This is a genomic window from Acidisoma sp. 7E03, assembly GCF_054665075.1.
This window is the reverse complement of record NZ_BAAFHE010000002.1, coordinates 95,675-110,673: the sequence shown is the minus strand read 5'-3', so window position 1 is coordinate 110,673 and position 14,999 is coordinate 95,675. Positions and strand designations below refer to the sequence as shown.

The following is a 14,999-nucleotide window of genomic DNA, read 5'->3' as shown; positions in this document are numbered from 1 at the left end:
TGGAAGAGCAAGAATAATGCCGTTGCGTCGGGATTGATCCGGAAAGATCAGAATGAAACGTTTCTTGCAGTCAATTGCCGCCCAGCACGCCCTAGCGTCCTCCGCTGCTCCGGAAGGACGGGTGCCAGAAGGTGACCAAACGCTCCAGGAAGGCGACGACGGCGAAGCTGGCCGAGCCGGCAACGGCGGCGACGCAGATGGTCGCCCAGACCACGTCAAGATTCATCCGCGCCGCTTCGGTCGAGATGCGAAAGCCCATGCCGCGGGTCGGCGTGCCGAAGAATTCGGCAACCACCGCCCCGATCAGGGCAAGGGTCGAATTGAGCTTGAGCGCATTGAAGATCATCGGCATCGCCGCCGGCAGGCGCAGCCGGAGCAGCGTCTGCCAGTAGCCCGCGGCGTACGTCCGCATCAGGTCGCGTTCCATGGCCCCTGCCTCGGCCAGTCCCGCCCGCGCATTCACGAGCATCGGAAAGACCGTCATCAGCACCACCACGGCCGCCTTGGAAGGCCAGCCGAAGCCGAACCACATGACCATGATGGGGGCGATGCCGATGATCGGCATCGCGCTGACCAGATTGCCGAGAGGGGTCAAACCCCGCTGCAGAAACGGGGAGCGGTCGATCGCAAGCGCCAACAGGCAACCCGTGCCACAGCCGATCAGATAGCCGATGACCACCGCATGCAGATAGGTCTGGGCGAAGTCCTCCCGCAGCACGCCGAGATTGCTCCACAAGGCCCAGGCGATGCGCGACGGCGGCGGCAGGATGACGAAGGGCACGCGCAGGCCGACCACCAACATCTGCCACAGCCACAATACCAGCAGGCCGAAGAGAATGGGTGACGCCAGCCGATCCGCCCGGCTGTTCCCCCGGGCGAAGAGCGAGAGGCCCGCGATCGACAGGACGAGACCGACCCCGGCCATGATCCAGGGCATCACGCCGAAGTTCCGCAGACTGATGGCGGCAAGGCTGCAGAATACGAGCCCGGCAGTGCTCATGATCCACTGTGCGCCACCCGGTGGGGCCTGGCTCTTGCGGCTCACATCCGGCCTCCCCTAGCCCAGGTCACGCTGCGCTCCGCAAGGGTCACGAGCAGCAGGGCGAAGAGGGCGAGTAGGCTCGCCATGGTCAGGGCGCTCCACATCATCATGGTCTGGCCGTAGTAGCTCCCGGCCAGCAGTCGGGCGCCGAGGCCGACCTGCGCGCCGGTCGGCATCTCCGCGACGATGGCGCCCGTCACCGCCAGCGCCACGGCCACGCGCAGGCTCGGAAAAAGGAAGGCCATCGAGGACGGCCAGCGCAGCTTGGTGAAGACTGCCGCGGGGCCCCCGCTGTATGTCAGCATGAGGTCGAGTTGCAGGGGCTCGGGCGTGCGCAACCCTTTCACCATGCCCACCGTCACCGGAAAGAAGGTCAGATAGGCGACGATGACGGCCTTGGGCACCAGGCCCGTCACCCCCATCGCTCCCAGCGCCACAACCAGCATGGGCGCAATGGCGAGGATGGGAATCGTCTGGCTGGCGATCACCCAGGGCATCACGGAGCGGTCCAGCGTGCGGACGTAGAGGATGCCGATAGCGAGTAGGATTCCGAAGACCGTCCCGAAGAGCAGCCCGACGGCGGCCGCCTCCGCCGTATAACCCGCCTGCAGCAACAGGTTGCGCGGCGAGGTCAAAGGATAGTCGAAGACGCTGTCGAGCAAGGTTCCGGCCACCTGGTCGGGCGCCGGCAGCACTGGCCGGTCCATCGACCAGCAGGCCTGCGCCAGCGCCCAGAGACCATGCGGCTGATCCGGGTCCATGAGGGCTGAGGCCTGCGGCGCATTGAGCCAGACAGCAGCCGCATACCAAAGGAGGAGAATGCCGAGCAGCACCGTGGGGATGGGCAGGATGCGGCCCAACAGCCGCCGCGCGGGCCCGTCACTCATGCCCGTAGCCGATATGCAGCGCCTCCCGCACGCGGCGCGAAAGCTCGAGAAAAGCCGGCGTCTCCCGATCTTCCAGGCGGCGGCTGCGCGGCAGGTCGCTCTCGATCACCTCCACCACCCGGCCCGGCCGGGCGGACATGACGACGATATGGGTGGAAAGAAAGACCGCCTCGGGGATGGAATGGGTGACGAAGACGCCGGTAAGCCCGGTGCGGCCCCAGAGCTCGTGCAGATGCAGGTTCAGTCCATCCCGCGTGATCTCGTCCAGTGCCCCGAAGGGCTCGTCCATCAGAAGCAGACTCGGCTCGAAGCTCAGCGCGCGGGCGATGGAGACGCGCTGCTGCATGCCGCCGGAGAGCTGCCAGGGAAACTTCCGGGCAAAATCCTGCAAGCCCACGAGGTCGAGATGGCGCAAAGCCTCCACCTGCCGGCGTTCCCGCGGCAGGCCCATGATCTCCAGCGGCAGGGTGACGTTGCGGGCCACGCTGCGCCAGGGCAGCAAGGCGGGCGCCTGGAAGACATAGCCATAGGCGCGGGCGAGACGGGCGGCCTCCGGCGTCATCCCTTTCACGCGGAGCAAGCCGGAACTCGGCTGCACAAGATCGGCAATAGCCCGCAGCAACGTCGTTTTGCCACAGCCGGACGGGCCGATGAGAGAGACGAAATCGCCCTCACCGATGGTGAGATCGACATCGGAGAGGGCGATGGTCGCCCCATCGCCCTCGCCAAAACGGATGCTCAGCTTTTCCGCCACGACGGCGGGGGTGGCGCTCACGCCGAAGCACGCTCGGCGAGGGTCGCGTCCATCGCCAGCACCGCCTGAAGCAGCACGTTGGCGCCGGCCGCGACGTCAGGCGCCTCCGCGCTTTCCTCTTCATTATGGCTGACGCCACCGGCGCAGGGTACGAAGATCATCGTGGTGGGTGCCACCGCCGCGATATAGGCCGAATCATGCCCCGCCCCGGAGATGATGTCCCGGTGCGGGAACCCGGCCTGCTGCGCCGCCTGGCGAACGGCCGAGACGCAGCGCGCATCGAAATGCACGGCGGGAGAGTTCCAGATACAGTCGAGCTTCGCTGTCACCTGGCTCGCATCGGCGATGACGGCGACCCGCTCGCGCAGCTTCTGCTCCATCACCGTGAGGACTGCATCCTCCGGATGGCGGAAATCCACCGCGAAGAACACCTCGCCGGGAATCACGTTACGGCTGTTCGGCCGCGCCTCGATCAGACCGACCGTGCCCACCGCATGCGGCGCATGCTCCATGGCAATGGCGTTCACCACCTCGATCATCCGAGCGGTGGCCAGCAGCGCATCCCGCCGCAGGGTCATCGGGGTCGAGCCAGCATGGCTGTCCTTGCCCGTCACCGTCACCTCGTACCAGCGCATGCCCTGAACGCCCGTGACGACGCCGATGGTTTTGCCCTCGGCCTCCAGAATCGGCCCCTGCTCAATGTGAAGTTCGAAATGCGCGGCGAGCGGATGTTGGCCGCAGGGCTGATCGCCGACGAAGCCGATTTCGCGCAAGGCGTCTCCGAACCGCACCCCCGCGCGATCCTCCCGCGCATAGGCCCAATCCTTGGTGAAGACACCGGCGAAGACGCCGGAGGCCAGCATGGCGGGCGCGAAGCGCGACCCCTCCTCATTCGTCCAGTTGATGATCTCGATCGGATGCGTGGTCTCGTAGCCGGCATCCTTCAGCGTGCGCAGCACTTCAAGCCCGGACAGCACGCCGATGATGCCATCGAACTTGCCGCCCGTGGGCTGCGTGTCGAGATGGCTGCCGATGGCGATGGGAGCTAGGCTGTCGTCGCGGCCCGGTCGCCGGGCGAAGAGATTGCCCATGTCGTCGACAGTCACCTGCGCGCCCGCTTCCTCGCATGCGGCGATGAACCAGCGACGGACCTCGGCGTCGAGATCGGTGAGCGTCAGGCGCTTCACCCCACCTTTGGCGGTGCCGCCGATCTTCGCCGTCTCAATCACCGTATCCCAAAGCCGGGCGGGATCGATCGCGAGGTTGGTGGCAAGGCTCATGACAGGGCTTTCGTCTCGGAAGGCGCGTCCACGCGCAGCGGGTTGTTCGGATGCTCCTTCCAGGTGGCAAATGGCAAGCCCGTTTCCGCCGGATTCATGGTGATGCAGTTCTCAACAGGGCAGACGTGGGAGCAGAGATTGCAGCCCACGCATTCTTCTTCGATCACCTCGTAACGGCGCTGCCCATCCACCCGCGTCGCCGCGATCGCCTGATGCGCCGTATCTTCGCAGGCAATATGGCACAGGCCGCATTTGATACAGAGATCCTGGTCGATATGCGCCAGCGTCTTGAAGTTGATGTTGAGATCTTCCCAATGGACGAAGTTCGGGATGGCCGCGCCCTGAAAGTCCTTCAGTCGCGCGTAGCCCTTGCCGTCCATCCAGTTGGAGAGACCTTGGGTCAGATCCTCGATGATACGGAAACCATGATGCATAGCCGCGGTACAGATCTGCACCGTGCCGGACCCAATGGCGATGAACTCCGCAGCATCGCGCCAGGTGGAGATGCCGCCGATGCCGGAGATGGGCAGCCCGCGCATGTCGGCGGCGCGCGCGATTTCGCCGACCATGCGGAGCGCGATGGGCTTCACGCCAGGGCCGCAATAACCGCCATGGGTGCCCATGCCGCCGACCACCGGAGTCGGCGCCATCTGATCGAGATCGACCGAGACGATGGACATGATGGTGTTGATGAGGGAAACGGCGTCCGCCCCGCCACGATGGGCGGCGCGCGCCGGCTGCAGGATGTCCGTCACGTTCGGCGTCAGCTTCACGATCACCGGCATGCGTGTGTTCTGCTTGCACCAGCGGGTGACCATCTCGACGTAATCCGGCACCTGGCCGACGGCCGCCCCCATGCCGCGTTCGCTCATGCCGTGCGGACAGCCGAAATTCAGCTCGATCCCGTCCGCGCCCGTCTCCTCGACCAGGGGCAGGATCGCCTTCCAGGCCTCCTCGACACAGGGCACCATGAGGCTGACGACGATCGCCCGATCCGGAAAATCCCGTTTGACGGACTTGATTTCCTGCAGGTTGAGGGCGAGCGGCCGGTCGGTGATCAACTCGATGTTGTTGAAGCCCATGATGCGCTGGCCACCATAGGACACGGCGCCATAGCGGCTGGAGACGTTCACCACCGGCGGGTCCTCGCCCAGCGTCTTCCACACGACGCCACCCCAGCCTGCCTTCAGCGCCCGGACGACGTTATATTCCTTGTCGGTCGGTGGCGCGGAGGCCAGCCAGAAGGGATTGGGAGAACGGATACCGGCGAAGGTGACGGAGAGATCGGCCATGCTGGTCTCCCTAAGTCAGGCGCTGAGGAGGCGATGGATGGAAAGAGCGGCATCCCGCCCCTGAGCGACCGCTTGAACCGTGAGATCCTCACCGGTGCCGATGCAATCTCCCCCGGCGAAGACAGCGGGCAGCGAGGTCTGGAATTCCGCATTCACCAGGATACGCCCGCGCTGCAGTGCCGGCGCCTCCCCCGCCTGCAGCGGTGCCGGCACGAAGCTCTGGCCCACCGCCTTGAGGATGAGGTCGGCCTGCATCGTCACGCGGTCGGCCGTCTGCACCAATCGGTCACCGTCGAGCTGCGTGCGCGCAAGATGCAGGGCGAGCCCGCCCCCGGCTACCGCTTCGATGGAGACCGGCGCCAGGAAATGGCGGATCGTGACCCCGTGGGTCTGCGCCCAATCCTGCTCGACCTTGGTCGCCCCCATCTGCGCGGGCCCACGGCGATAAACCATGGTCACGGTCTCGGCGCCGAGCATGCGGATCTGCGTCGCGGCATCGATCGCCGTATTGCCGCCACCGAGCACAACCACGTTGCCGCGCGCGAGTGCCGCGGCCCGCTCCGGCGCCTGACGCAGGAGTTCGATATAGGCGATGGCATCCATCACCCCGGGGAGCTCTTCACCCGGCACCTCCGCGGCGCGGGCCGCGCCCAGGCCGAGACCGAGGAAGACGGCATCGAAGCGCTGCCGCAGATGGTCGAGCGTGAGATCGGCACCGAGCGGGGCATCGTATTCGATGGTGATACCGCCGATGCGGAGGATGAACGCCACTTCCCGCGCCGCGAACTCATCCACGACCTTATAGGCGGCGATACCATATTCGTTGAGGCCGCCCGGTTTTGGCTTCGCCTCGTAGATGACGACGTCATGGCCGAGAAGCGCCAGCCGGTGCGCGCAGGCGAGGCCGGCCGGCCCCGCGCCCACCACGGCCACGCGCTTACCGGTCGCCGCGGCCCGGGTGAAGGGATGCTCCCCCTGATCCATCAGAAAATCCGTCGCGTGGCGCTGCAGGCTGCCGATGGTCACCGGCTTGCCTTCCTGTGCCATGCGCACGCAAGCGTCCTCGCAGAGGATTTCGGTCGGGCAGACGCGTGCGCAACTGCCACCCAGGATATTGCTCTCGAGGATGGTGGTGGCGGCACCCCGCAGATTGCCGCTGCGGATCTTTCCGATGAAACCGGGGATGTCGATCCCGGTCGGGCAAGCCTCGATACAGGGGGCATCGTAGCAGAAATAGCAGCGATCGGCCTCGACGCGCGCCTCGTCCGTCGAAAGCGGCGGCGCCATTTCCCCCAGGCGGCTGGCGATCGCCGCCGCCGTCTCCTGCGCTGCGCCCGAGGTGCTTAAACTTTGATCGCCAAGCCTTTCCGACATCCAGTCCCCCGATCACGCTCGGCGGGAATGCTGATGAAATTGGCACAACGTGTCAACGGACGCCCTTGGCCGCTTCCCAATCCCGCCGTGACGGTTCACGATAGCTCATCGTTACGCTTTGGAGGAAACCATGTCCCTTCTCATTCGCGGCGGCGAGGTCGTGACCGCTGAACGGCGCTTCCGCGCCGACGTGCTGTGCGACGGCGGCGTGATCCAGGCGATCGGACCCGATCTGGAAGTGCCGGCCGGCGCCGAGGTGGTGGAGGCCGGCGGCCTGCTGGTCATGCCCGGCGGCATCGACCCCCATACGCATATGGAACTGCCCTTCATGGGCACCGTCGCGACGGAGGATTTCTATACCGGCACGGCCGCCGGGCTTGCCGGCGGCACGACGATGATTATCGACTTCGTCATTCCCTCCCCCGGCGCTTCCCTGCTGGAGAGCTTCAAGACGTGGCGCGGCTGGGCCGAAAAGGCTGCGGCCGATTACAGCTTCCATGTCGCCGTCACCCACTGGTCGGATCAGGTGGCCGAGGAGATGGGCGTGCTCACGCGCGAGCACGGGGTGAACAGCTTCAAGCACTTCATGGCCTATAAGGGCGCCATCATGGTGGATGACGACATCCTCCTGAAGAGCTTCACGCGCGCGTTGGAGCTGGGCGCCGTGCCCACCGTCCATGCCGAGAATGGCGAAGCCGTCGCCTTCATGCAGAAGAATTTGCTGGCACAAGGCATCACCGGGCCGGAGGGGCACGCGCTATCCCGGCCGGCGGCAGTGGAGGGCGAGGCGGCGCAGCGCGCGATCGCGATTGCCGGCCTGATCGGTGCGCCCGTCTATATCGTTCACGTGTCGACCGAAGAGGCGACGGCCGCCATTGCGCGCGCAAGGGCCACCGGCCAGCGAGTCTATGGCGAAGTTCTGGCACAGCAGTTGGTGATCGACGAGAGCGTCTATCAGAACAAGGATTTCGCGACGGCCGCCGCCTATGTGATGAGCCCACCCTTCCGCCCCAAGCATCATCAGAAGGCCCTCTGGGCCGGCCTCACCTCGGGCCAGTTGCAGACGACCGCGACCGACCACTGCGCCTTCTGCGCACCCCAGAAAGCAGCGGGGCGCGAGAATTTCACGCTCATTCCCAACGGCACGGCCGGAATCGAAGACCGCATGAGCGTGTTGTGGCATCATGGTGTGCGCACGGGACGGCTGACGCCCTCGGAATTCGTCGCCGTCACCTCCACAAATACCGCGAAGATCTTCAATCTCCATCCCCGCAAGGGTGCGGTCGAGGTCGGGGCAGATGCCGATCTCGTGTTGTGGGATCCGGAGGCCAACCGCAAGATCTCCGCGAAGACTCATCATCAGAACGTCGATTTCAACGTCTACGAAGGCATGGAGGTCACGGGTCTCGCCGCGACGACGATCAGTCAAGGCAAGATCGTCTGGCATGAAGGTGAGCTGCGCGCGGTGCGCGGCGCGGGGCGCTACATCGAGCGGCCCTGCTTCCCGCCGGCCTATGAGGCGATTTCGCTGGTCAATACCGCAAACGCGCCAAAAGGCGTTACGCGGTAAGATCTAATCGAGAAGCTGCGCGCTGTCGCCCTGGCCGTTCAGCAGGGACACGGCGTGCCGGTCGAATGATACGAAGGTTTCGCCACCCAGCCAGCGGCCTTCATAGGCGATGACGCCATCGGCAAAATCTCCGCCGGCCATCAGAGTCGCAATCCCGGCCTGAACCGCCGGACGGTCGGCTACAATATTCTCCGCCGCAACGAGAGCCGCCAATGCTTCTGCAATGACATTTGCTCCGAGCTTGTAAGCGCGCCTCAGCACCCAGACGAGTTCGCACAAGGTTGATAAGGTAACAACGACGATCTCTGCCTCGCGCAGGAGCTTGGCAGCCATCGCCGCCTGCCGCTCATCATCCAAAGTTGCCGCACGAACCAGGATGTTCGTGTCCACAGCAACCCTCACGGTTCGCCAGCCCAGCCTGCCGCGATCGCTTCATTCATCTCCTCGATGGTTACAACTTTATCGGTTTTCCCAGCAAGCACACCGATAAAGCCGTCAATCGTCGCGGTCGGGCGCGCGGCCCGCAGCTCAAGTCGTCCGTCCGGCAGCTTATCCAGCTCAATCTTGTCACCGGGCCGGATGCCCAGATGATTCAGCACGTCCTTCCTAAAGGTCACCTGGCCCCGCGCCGTCACGGTTAACGTCGTCATGCCCCTGCCTCGGTCAGTCCATCGGAAGTAATGCAATTTTGCCTTATTTCAAGCTTGCTCGATGCGATCCGGTGGCGCATGACCTCATCATGACCCTGCGCATCGCCTCCACCACGCTTCTTGTCCGCGATTGCGATGAAGCCATCGCCTTCTTCGTGGGCAAGCTGGGCTTCGTTCTGACCCATGACTGCACCCAGCCGAACGGCAAGCGCTGGGTCGAGGTGACGCCCGATGGCGGCGGCGTGGCGCTTCGCCTGGCGCTGCCAAGCCTGCCGGAGCAGGTCGATCTGGTCGGCCGTCAGGCCGGCAGCCGGGTTATCTCCGTCGTGCACACCGACGATCTGGTGCGCGACTACGCGGACTTTCTCGCAAAAGGCGTGATCTTCGAGGAAGGACCGCGAGTGGAAGCCTATGGCTCGGTCGCCGTCTTCCTCGATTGCTGCGGCAATCGCTGGGATCTGATCCAGCCCGCGCCATAAAAAACGCCGCCCCGAAAGTCAGGGCGGCGCTCGTCGATTTCACCGGAACCTATCCGCTCAGACGTAGAAACTCTCGCCGCAGCCGCAGCGGCCTTTCTCGTTCGGATTGGTGAAGGTGAAGCCTGCGGAGAGTTTCTCCACCTTGTAGTCCATCTCGGTGCCGATCAGGAACAGGCTCGCCTTGCGGTCGACCAGCACGGTCTGCCCCTTGTCGGTCACGACCTCGTCGGTCGGGCCGGCGGCATCGACGAAATCCATGTCGTAGGAAAGACCGGAGCAACCCTTGGTACCGACGGAGATCTTGAGCAGCTTGCCCTGCTGGCCGCTGGCATAGAGCTGGGCGAGCCGGGCCGCGGCAGCGTCCGTCAGGCGCATCAGCGGCGGCAGCGCGCGGCGCGCAGGCTTCGGAGCGGCGGAACCGGTGTCTGTCGTCTGGCTCATGGCGATCTCCTCGATCAGAACATGTTCATGGCGAGGCGGGCCTCGTCGCTCATGCGGCTCATATCCCAGGGCGGGTCCCAAACCGTCTCCACCTCGCAATCGGTGACGCCCGGCACGGCGAGGATGGCTTCGCGTACCATCACAGGCAGTTCCTGCGCGGACGGACAGCCCGGCGCCGTCAAGGTCATCTCCACCTTGATCTTCCCGTCATCCGCGATGTCCACGGCATAGATGAGCCCCAGCTCGTAGATGTTCACGGGGATCTCGGGATCATAGACGGTGGAGATCGCCTCGATGATCGCATCCTCGCTGATAGTTGCGGCCGAGGGGGGCGGCACCTCGCCTTCGGGCGTCCAGGCGTGATGCACCGCTTCGCCTTCCGCACCTTCGTATTTCGGTGACTGATCCACCATCTTTTCCTCCTGCTCCCGCATCAGGCGAAGAACGCCCGGATACGGCCGAGAGCTTCGGCCAAGACATCGATTTCCTCGACGGTCGTATAGACGCCGAAGGTCGCGCGTGCGGTACCGTCCAGTCCGAACCGCTGCATCAGCGGCTCAGCGCAATGATGCCCTGCGCGCACGGCGATGCCCGACTGATCGAGCAGCGTTGCCACATCATGCGCATGCGCGCTGTCCATCGTGAAGGAGAAGACACCGCCCCTGTCCTGGGCGCGGCCGAGGAGATGCACCCCCTCGACAGTCGCGAGCTTCGCCAGCGCGTGCTCGGTCAGGGTCTGCTCATGCGCCGCGATCGCGTCATAGCCGATCGCTTCGACGTAGCGGATGGCAGCATCCAGCCCGATGCCTTCGAGAATGGCAGGCGTTCCGGCCTCGAACTTATGCGGCACCCGCGCCCAGGTGGAGCGCTCGAAGGTCACGGAGGAGATCATGTCGCCGCCGCCGAGGAAGGGCGGCATTTGTTCGAGCAATTCGCGCTTGCCAAACAGCACGCCGATCCCCGTGGGGCCGTAGAGCTTGTGGCCGGTCCAGGCATAGAAATCGACGTCAAGCGCCTGCACGTCGACACGTCGATGAACGATGGCCTGGCTGCCGTCGAGCAAAACGCGCGCGCCACGGGCGTGGGCAAGCTGCACGATGCGCTCGGCCGGCGTGTAGGTGCCCAGCACGTTCGACATATGGGTGACGGAGACGAGACCAACACGGCCATCCGCCAACAGGCTTTCGAGATGCGCCATGTCCAGTTCGCCGGAATCGGTGACGCGCGCTACCCGCAGCTCGACCCCATGCGTGTCACGCAGCAACTGCCACGGCACGATGTTGGAATGGTGCTCCATCTCCGAGATCACCACCGCCTGGCCCGGCGTCAGCACCCCGCGGCCATAGCTATGGGCGACCAGGTTCATCGCCTCCGTGCTGTTGCGGGTGAAGACGATCTCGTCCTGCGAAGACGCGTTCATCAGCCGCGCCGCGGAATCGCGCGCCGCCTCGAAAGCCTCCGTCGTCCGCTCGCTCATCCAATGCGCCCCGCGATGGACGTTCGCGTATTGCGTCTCCATCGCTTCCCGCATCGCGTCGATGACGACGCGCGGCTTTTGCGCGGAGGCACCGCTGTCGAGGAAGACGAGCGGTTTGCCGCGCACGGTCTGGGACAGGATGGGGAAGTCAGCCCGGACGCGCGAGACGTCGAAGGCCGGCCGTCCTAGAATCGCATTCATGCCGCCGGAACCTCCGCCTCACGGCCCGTCGTCTCCCACCACCGCTCGACCGCCGTCTCGAAAACCGCGCGCAGCCCTTCATGGGCAACCGCCTCGAAGGCATCGGTCAGGAAGGCGCGCACGAGAATCATCCGCGCCATGTCGGCCGGCACGCCGCGACTGCGAAGATAGAACAACTGCTCGGCATCCAATGCGCCCACCGTCGCGCCATGGCTGCACTTCACGTCGTCGGCGTAGATTTCGAGCTCCGGCTTGCTGTTGATCTCGGCATCGGGAGAGAGCAGCAGCGCCTGGTTCATCTGGTAGCCGTCGGTCTTCTGGGCGATCCGGGCAACCTCGATGCGGCCCTGGAAAACGGCCCGCGCCTTTCCCGTCAGAACGCTCTTCACCGTCTGGCGGGACGGGCAGTTTGGCGCATCGTGCGAAATCGCCGTTGTAAAATCGCTCACCTGGCTGCCGCCCATGATCTGGGCCGCGTTCAGGTGCACAGCCGCCTGTTCACCGCCGAGCCGCGCGTGAATCTCGGTCCGCCCCAGCTTCGCGCCCAATGCGAGGGAAAAGCAGTCATAGACGCCGCCCGCCGCGGTGTCGGCGTAGATCGTCGCCAGATGAAAGGCATCGGCCGAGTCGTTCTGCAGACGCCCGTGAGTCAGATGCGCCTCCTCGGCCACTTCGATCTCGAGTACGGGATTGTTGAGATACGCCCCCTCGCCGGCGGACACCTCGAGCATGACGAGTCGCGCACCGCGCGCAAGTCGAATGCGGTGGCGCGGGTGGCTTGCAGAACGGCGATGCGTGCCGCTCGACAGTTGCGCGAGCATCAGGAAACCGCCATCGACGCCCTCCGGCACCTCGATCATCATGCCGTCTTCGGCCAGCATGGTGTTGAGCGCCACCAGCCGGTCACGCTCCGGCCGCGGCAGCGGACCAAAGGCATGGCTCTCGGCGAAGGAGCGGACCGAGACATCCTCGGGCAGAACCGACAGGTCCGGGCGGTAGCGCCCATCCACCAACACCAGGCGCGGGCCTTCCACCGTCGGCAGCAGGCGCTGCAGGTCGATCCCATGGTCGAGGTCACTCACCGGCTCCGCGAAGTCGAGACCGGCAATCGGCCGCAGGCTGGTGAAGTGCCAGGCTTCGTCTTTCGTGGTCGGCCAGCCGCGCGCCCGCAGCACACCGGCAGCGGCCTCCCGCTCCGCCGCGACGCCGGGCAGTTGCGTCCGCAGCCCTTCGTAGCGCGCCAGGAAGCCGCGGAGGGCTTCCCCCATCTCGCCTGTCGCGGATGCCATCACGCCGCCTCCGCCGCCTCGCCAATGAGGCCGGCATAGCCGCTGGCTTCCAGCTCTTTCGCGAGTTCAGGGCCGCCCGACCGCACGATGCGCCCGGCTGCCAGCACGTGCACGTGGTCCGGCACGATGTAGTCGAGCAGGCGCTGATAATGGGTGATGACGAGAGCGGAGAAATCCGGGCCCCGCTGCGCGTTCACACCATCGGCCACGATCCGCAGCGCGTCGATGTCGAGCCCGCTATCGGTCTCGTCGAGCAGCGCGAGCTTCGGCGCCAGCAGGGCCATCTGCAGGATTTCGTTGCGCTTCTTCTCGCCGCCCGAGAAGCCGACGTTCACGTTGCGCTTCAGCATGTCTTCCGACATGGCGAGCTTCTTTACCGCCGCACGCGCCGCCTTCAGGAACTGCACCGCGTCCATCTCGGGCTCGCCGCGGGCGCGGCGGATGGAGTTGAGCGCCGTCCTCAGGAAATTGGCATTGCCCACGCCGGGCAATTCCACGGGATACTGGAAGGCGAGGAAGATGCCGGCGGCCGCGCGCTCCTCCGGCTCCATGGCGAGAATGTCGACGCCGTTGAAGGTCGCCGTGCCGCCCGTCACCTCGTAGCCTTCCCGGCCAGAGAGAACGTAGGACAGGGTGGATTTGCCGGCGCCGTTCGGTCCCATCACGGCATGAATCTCGCCGGGGGGAATCGTCAGGTCGATCCCCTTGAGGATTTCCTTGCCGTCGATCTCGGCGGTCAGTCCCTTGATTTCGAGCATGATACGCGAGCCTTCCTTAACCCACCGAGCCTTCGAGGCTCACAGCCAACAATTTCTGCGCTTCGACGGCGAATTCCATCGGTAGCTCCTTCAGCACGTCGCGGCAGAAGCCGTTGACGATCAGCCCAACCGCATCCTCTTCGGAAAGGCCACGGCTGCGACAGTAGAAAAGCTGATCCTCGGCGATCTTCGAGGTGGTGGCCTCATGCTCGATCTTAGCTGACGGATTGCGGCTTTCGATGTACGGCACGGTATGCGCGCCACACTGGTCGCCGATCAGCAGGCTGTCGCACTGCGTGAAATTCCGCGCGTTCTGCGCCTTCGGCATCATGCGCACTAGGCCGCGATAGGTGCTATCGGAATGGCCTGCACTGATCGTTTTGGCGATGATCGTGCTATTCGTGTTGCGGCCGATATGGATCATCTTCGTGCCGGTATCGGCCATCTGATGGTTGTTCGTCACGGCGACAGAGTAGAACTCCCCTACGCTGCCTTCGCCGATGAGGATGCAGGACGGATACTTCCAGGTGATCGCGGAGCCCGTCTCCACCTGCGTCCAGCTGATATGGCTGCGCGCACCGCGGCAGGCACCGCGTTTGGTGACGAAGTTGTAGATGCCGCCTCGGCCTTCGGAATCGCCCGGGTACCAGTTCTGCACCGTCGAATACTTGATCTTCGCGTCATCCATCGCCACGAGTTCGACGACCGCCGCATGCAGCTGGTTCTCATCGCGCATCGGCGCCGTGCAGCCTTCGAGATAGCTGACGGACGCGCCTTCCTCGGCAATGATCAGCGTGCGCTCGAACTGCCCCGTATTCCGCGCATTGATGCGGAAATAGGTGGAAAGCTCCATCGGGCACTTCACGCCGCGGGGGATGAAGACGAAGCTGCCATCAGTGAAAACGGCCGAATTCAGCGCGGCGAAGAAGTTGTCGGCCGCCGGCACCACGCTGCCCAGATATTCCCGCACCAGTTCCGGATGCTCGCGCACCGCATCCGAAATCGAGCAGAAGATGACGCCCGCCTTGGCCAGGGTCTCCCGGAAGGTGGTGGCGACAGACACGCTGTCGAAGACCGCATCCACGGCCATCGGCAGGCGGTCCTCGTCCCCCGGCTCCACACCGGCCAGGATCGCCTGCTCCTTCAGCGGGATGCCGAGCTTCTCATAGGTGCGCAGCAGCTCCGGGTCGACCTCGTCCAGGCTCTTCGGGCCGCCCTTCTTCTTGGGCGCCGCGTAGTAGTGGATGTCCTGATAGTCGATCTTCGGATAGTCCGGCTTCGCCCAGTGCGGCTCTTCCATTTTCTGCCAGGCGGCGAAGGCCTTCAGCCGCCACTCCAGCAGCCAAGCCGGCTCCTCCTTGCGGGCGGAGATCAGGCGGATGGTGTCCTCCGACAGCCCCTTCGGCGCGAGATCCATCTCGACATCGGTCTCGAAGCCCCACTTGTAGGTGGAGCCGGTCACGGAGCGGACGGTTTCTAGGGTCTCTGCGACTGCTGGCATGGCC

At 65.0% G+C, this 14,999-nt stretch carries 16 protein-coding genes; 2 read left to right on the top strand and 14 right to left on the bottom strand.

The genetic code is table 11. From position 1 onward, the window contains the following. Positions 1-91: 91 nt before the first annotated feature. The 6 genes from ACYQ6W_RS03345 to ACYQ6W_RS03320 are packed head-to-tail and all read right to left on the bottom strand — an operon-like array spanning position 92 to position 6,629. Positions 92-1,045 carry an ABC transporter permease gene (locus tag ACYQ6W_RS03345; protein ID WP_459673570.1) on the bottom strand — a complete coding sequence of 318 codons (954 nt, stop codon included), beginning with the start codon at positions 1,043-1,045 and terminating at the stop codon, positions 92-94. Further along, positions 1,042-1,929 carry an ABC transporter permease gene (locus ACYQ6W_RS03340; protein ID WP_459673569.1) on the bottom strand — a complete coding sequence of 296 codons (888 nt, stop codon included), beginning with the start codon at positions 1,927-1,929 and terminating at the stop codon, positions 1,042-1,044. Before ACYQ6W_RS03340 ends, ACYQ6W_RS03345 begins: the two co-directional genes overlap by 4 nt. After that, positions 1,922-2,704, bottom strand: coding sequence for an ABC transporter ATP-binding protein (locus ACYQ6W_RS03335; RefSeq protein WP_459673568.1), 783 nt, complete (start codon positions 2,702-2,704; stop codon positions 1,922-1,924). Before ACYQ6W_RS03335 ends, ACYQ6W_RS03340 begins: the two co-directional genes overlap by 8 nt. Continuing rightward, complete coding sequence (locus ACYQ6W_RS03330) at positions 2,701-3,963, bottom strand: allantoate amidohydrolase (RefSeq protein WP_459673567.1); 1,263 nt, start codon at positions 3,961-3,963, stop codon at positions 2,701-2,703. Before ACYQ6W_RS03330 ends, ACYQ6W_RS03335 begins: the two co-directional genes overlap by 4 nt. After that, positions 3,960-5,255, bottom strand: coding sequence for an NAD-dependent dihydropyrimidine dehydrogenase subunit PreA (gene preA, locus ACYQ6W_RS03325; RefSeq protein ID WP_459673565.1), 1,296 nt, complete (start codon positions 5,253-5,255; stop codon positions 3,960-3,962). Before preA ends, ACYQ6W_RS03330 begins: the two co-directional genes overlap by 4 nt. Before the next feature lie 15 nt (positions 5,256-5,270). Beyond that, positions 5,271-6,629, bottom strand: a complete 1,359-nt coding sequence (locus ACYQ6W_RS03320) for an NAD(P)-dependent oxidoreductase (protein WP_459673564.1) — start codon at positions 6,627-6,629, stop codon at positions 5,271-5,273. Positions 6,630-6,759: 130 nt separating this feature from the next. Here ACYQ6W_RS03320 and hydA point away from each other — a divergent pair, with 130 nt between their 5' ends. Further along, complete coding sequence (gene hydA, locus ACYQ6W_RS03315; RefSeq protein ID WP_459673563.1) at positions 6,760-8,199, top strand: dihydropyrimidinase; 1,440 nt, start codon at positions 6,760-6,762, stop codon at positions 8,197-8,199. Positions 8,200-8,202: 3 nt separating this feature from the next. Here the strand turns inward: hydA and ACYQ6W_RS03310 are convergent, their stop codons facing one another. Next, on the bottom strand, positions 8,203-8,589 hold the full coding sequence (locus ACYQ6W_RS03310; protein ID WP_459673562.1) for a type II toxin-antitoxin system VapC family toxin: 387 nt from the start codon (positions 8,587-8,589) through the stop codon (positions 8,203-8,205). A gap of 8 nt (positions 8,590-8,597) precedes the next feature. Further along, positions 8,598-8,849, bottom strand: a complete 252-nt coding sequence (locus ACYQ6W_RS03305; RefSeq protein ID WP_459673561.1) for an AbrB/MazE/SpoVT family DNA-binding domain-containing protein — start codon at positions 8,847-8,849, stop codon at positions 8,598-8,600. Between the two features lie 89 nt (positions 8,850-8,938). On the opposite strand from ACYQ6W_RS03305, the gene ACYQ6W_RS03300 reads away from it, so the two are divergent. After that, positions 8,939-9,328, top strand: coding sequence for a VOC family protein (locus ACYQ6W_RS03300; RefSeq protein ID WP_459673560.1), 390 nt, complete (start codon positions 8,939-8,941; stop codon positions 9,326-9,328). A gap of 57 nt (positions 9,329-9,385) precedes the next feature. Here ACYQ6W_RS03300 and ACYQ6W_RS03295 read toward each other — a convergent pair whose 3' ends face one another. Genes ACYQ6W_RS03295 through sufB form a run of 6 tightly spaced genes read right to left on the bottom strand, consistent with a single transcriptional unit; the run spans position 9,386 to position 14,995 of the window. Next, positions 9,386-9,769 carry a HesB/IscA family protein gene (locus ACYQ6W_RS03295; protein WP_459673559.1) on the bottom strand — a complete coding sequence of 128 codons (384 nt, stop codon included), beginning with the start codon at positions 9,767-9,769 and terminating at the stop codon, positions 9,386-9,388. A gap of 14 nt (positions 9,770-9,783) precedes the next feature. After that, complete coding sequence (locus ACYQ6W_RS03290; protein WP_459673557.1) at positions 9,784-10,182, bottom strand: SUF system Fe-S cluster assembly protein; 399 nt, start codon at positions 10,180-10,182, stop codon at positions 9,784-9,786. Positions 10,183-10,202: 20 nt separating this feature from the next. After that, the gene (locus ACYQ6W_RS03285) at positions 10,203-11,447 is read right to left on the bottom strand and encodes an aminotransferase class V-fold PLP-dependent enzyme (RefSeq protein WP_459673555.1); all 1,245 of its coding nucleotides are present in this window, start codon (positions 11,445-11,447) and stop codon (positions 10,203-10,205) included. After that, positions 11,444-12,736 (bottom strand): Fe-S cluster assembly protein SufD, encoded by a 1,293-nt coding sequence (gene sufD / locus ACYQ6W_RS03280; protein ID WP_459673554.1) that lies wholly within the window; start codon positions 12,734-12,736, stop codon positions 11,444-11,446. The genes ACYQ6W_RS03285 and sufD overlap by 4 nt, the downstream gene beginning before the upstream one ends. After that, the gene (gene sufC, locus ACYQ6W_RS03275) at positions 12,736-13,494 is read right to left on the bottom strand and encodes a Fe-S cluster assembly ATPase SufC (protein ID WP_459673553.1); all 759 of its coding nucleotides are present in this window, start codon (positions 13,492-13,494) and stop codon (positions 12,736-12,738) included. Before sufC ends, sufD begins: the two co-directional genes overlap by 1 nt. Before the next feature lie 16 nt (positions 13,495-13,510). Then, positions 13,511-14,995, bottom strand: a complete 1,485-nt coding sequence (gene sufB, locus ACYQ6W_RS03270; protein ID WP_459673552.1) for a Fe-S cluster assembly protein SufB — start codon at positions 14,993-14,995, stop codon at positions 13,511-13,513. Positions 14,996-14,999 lie beyond the last annotated feature (4 nt).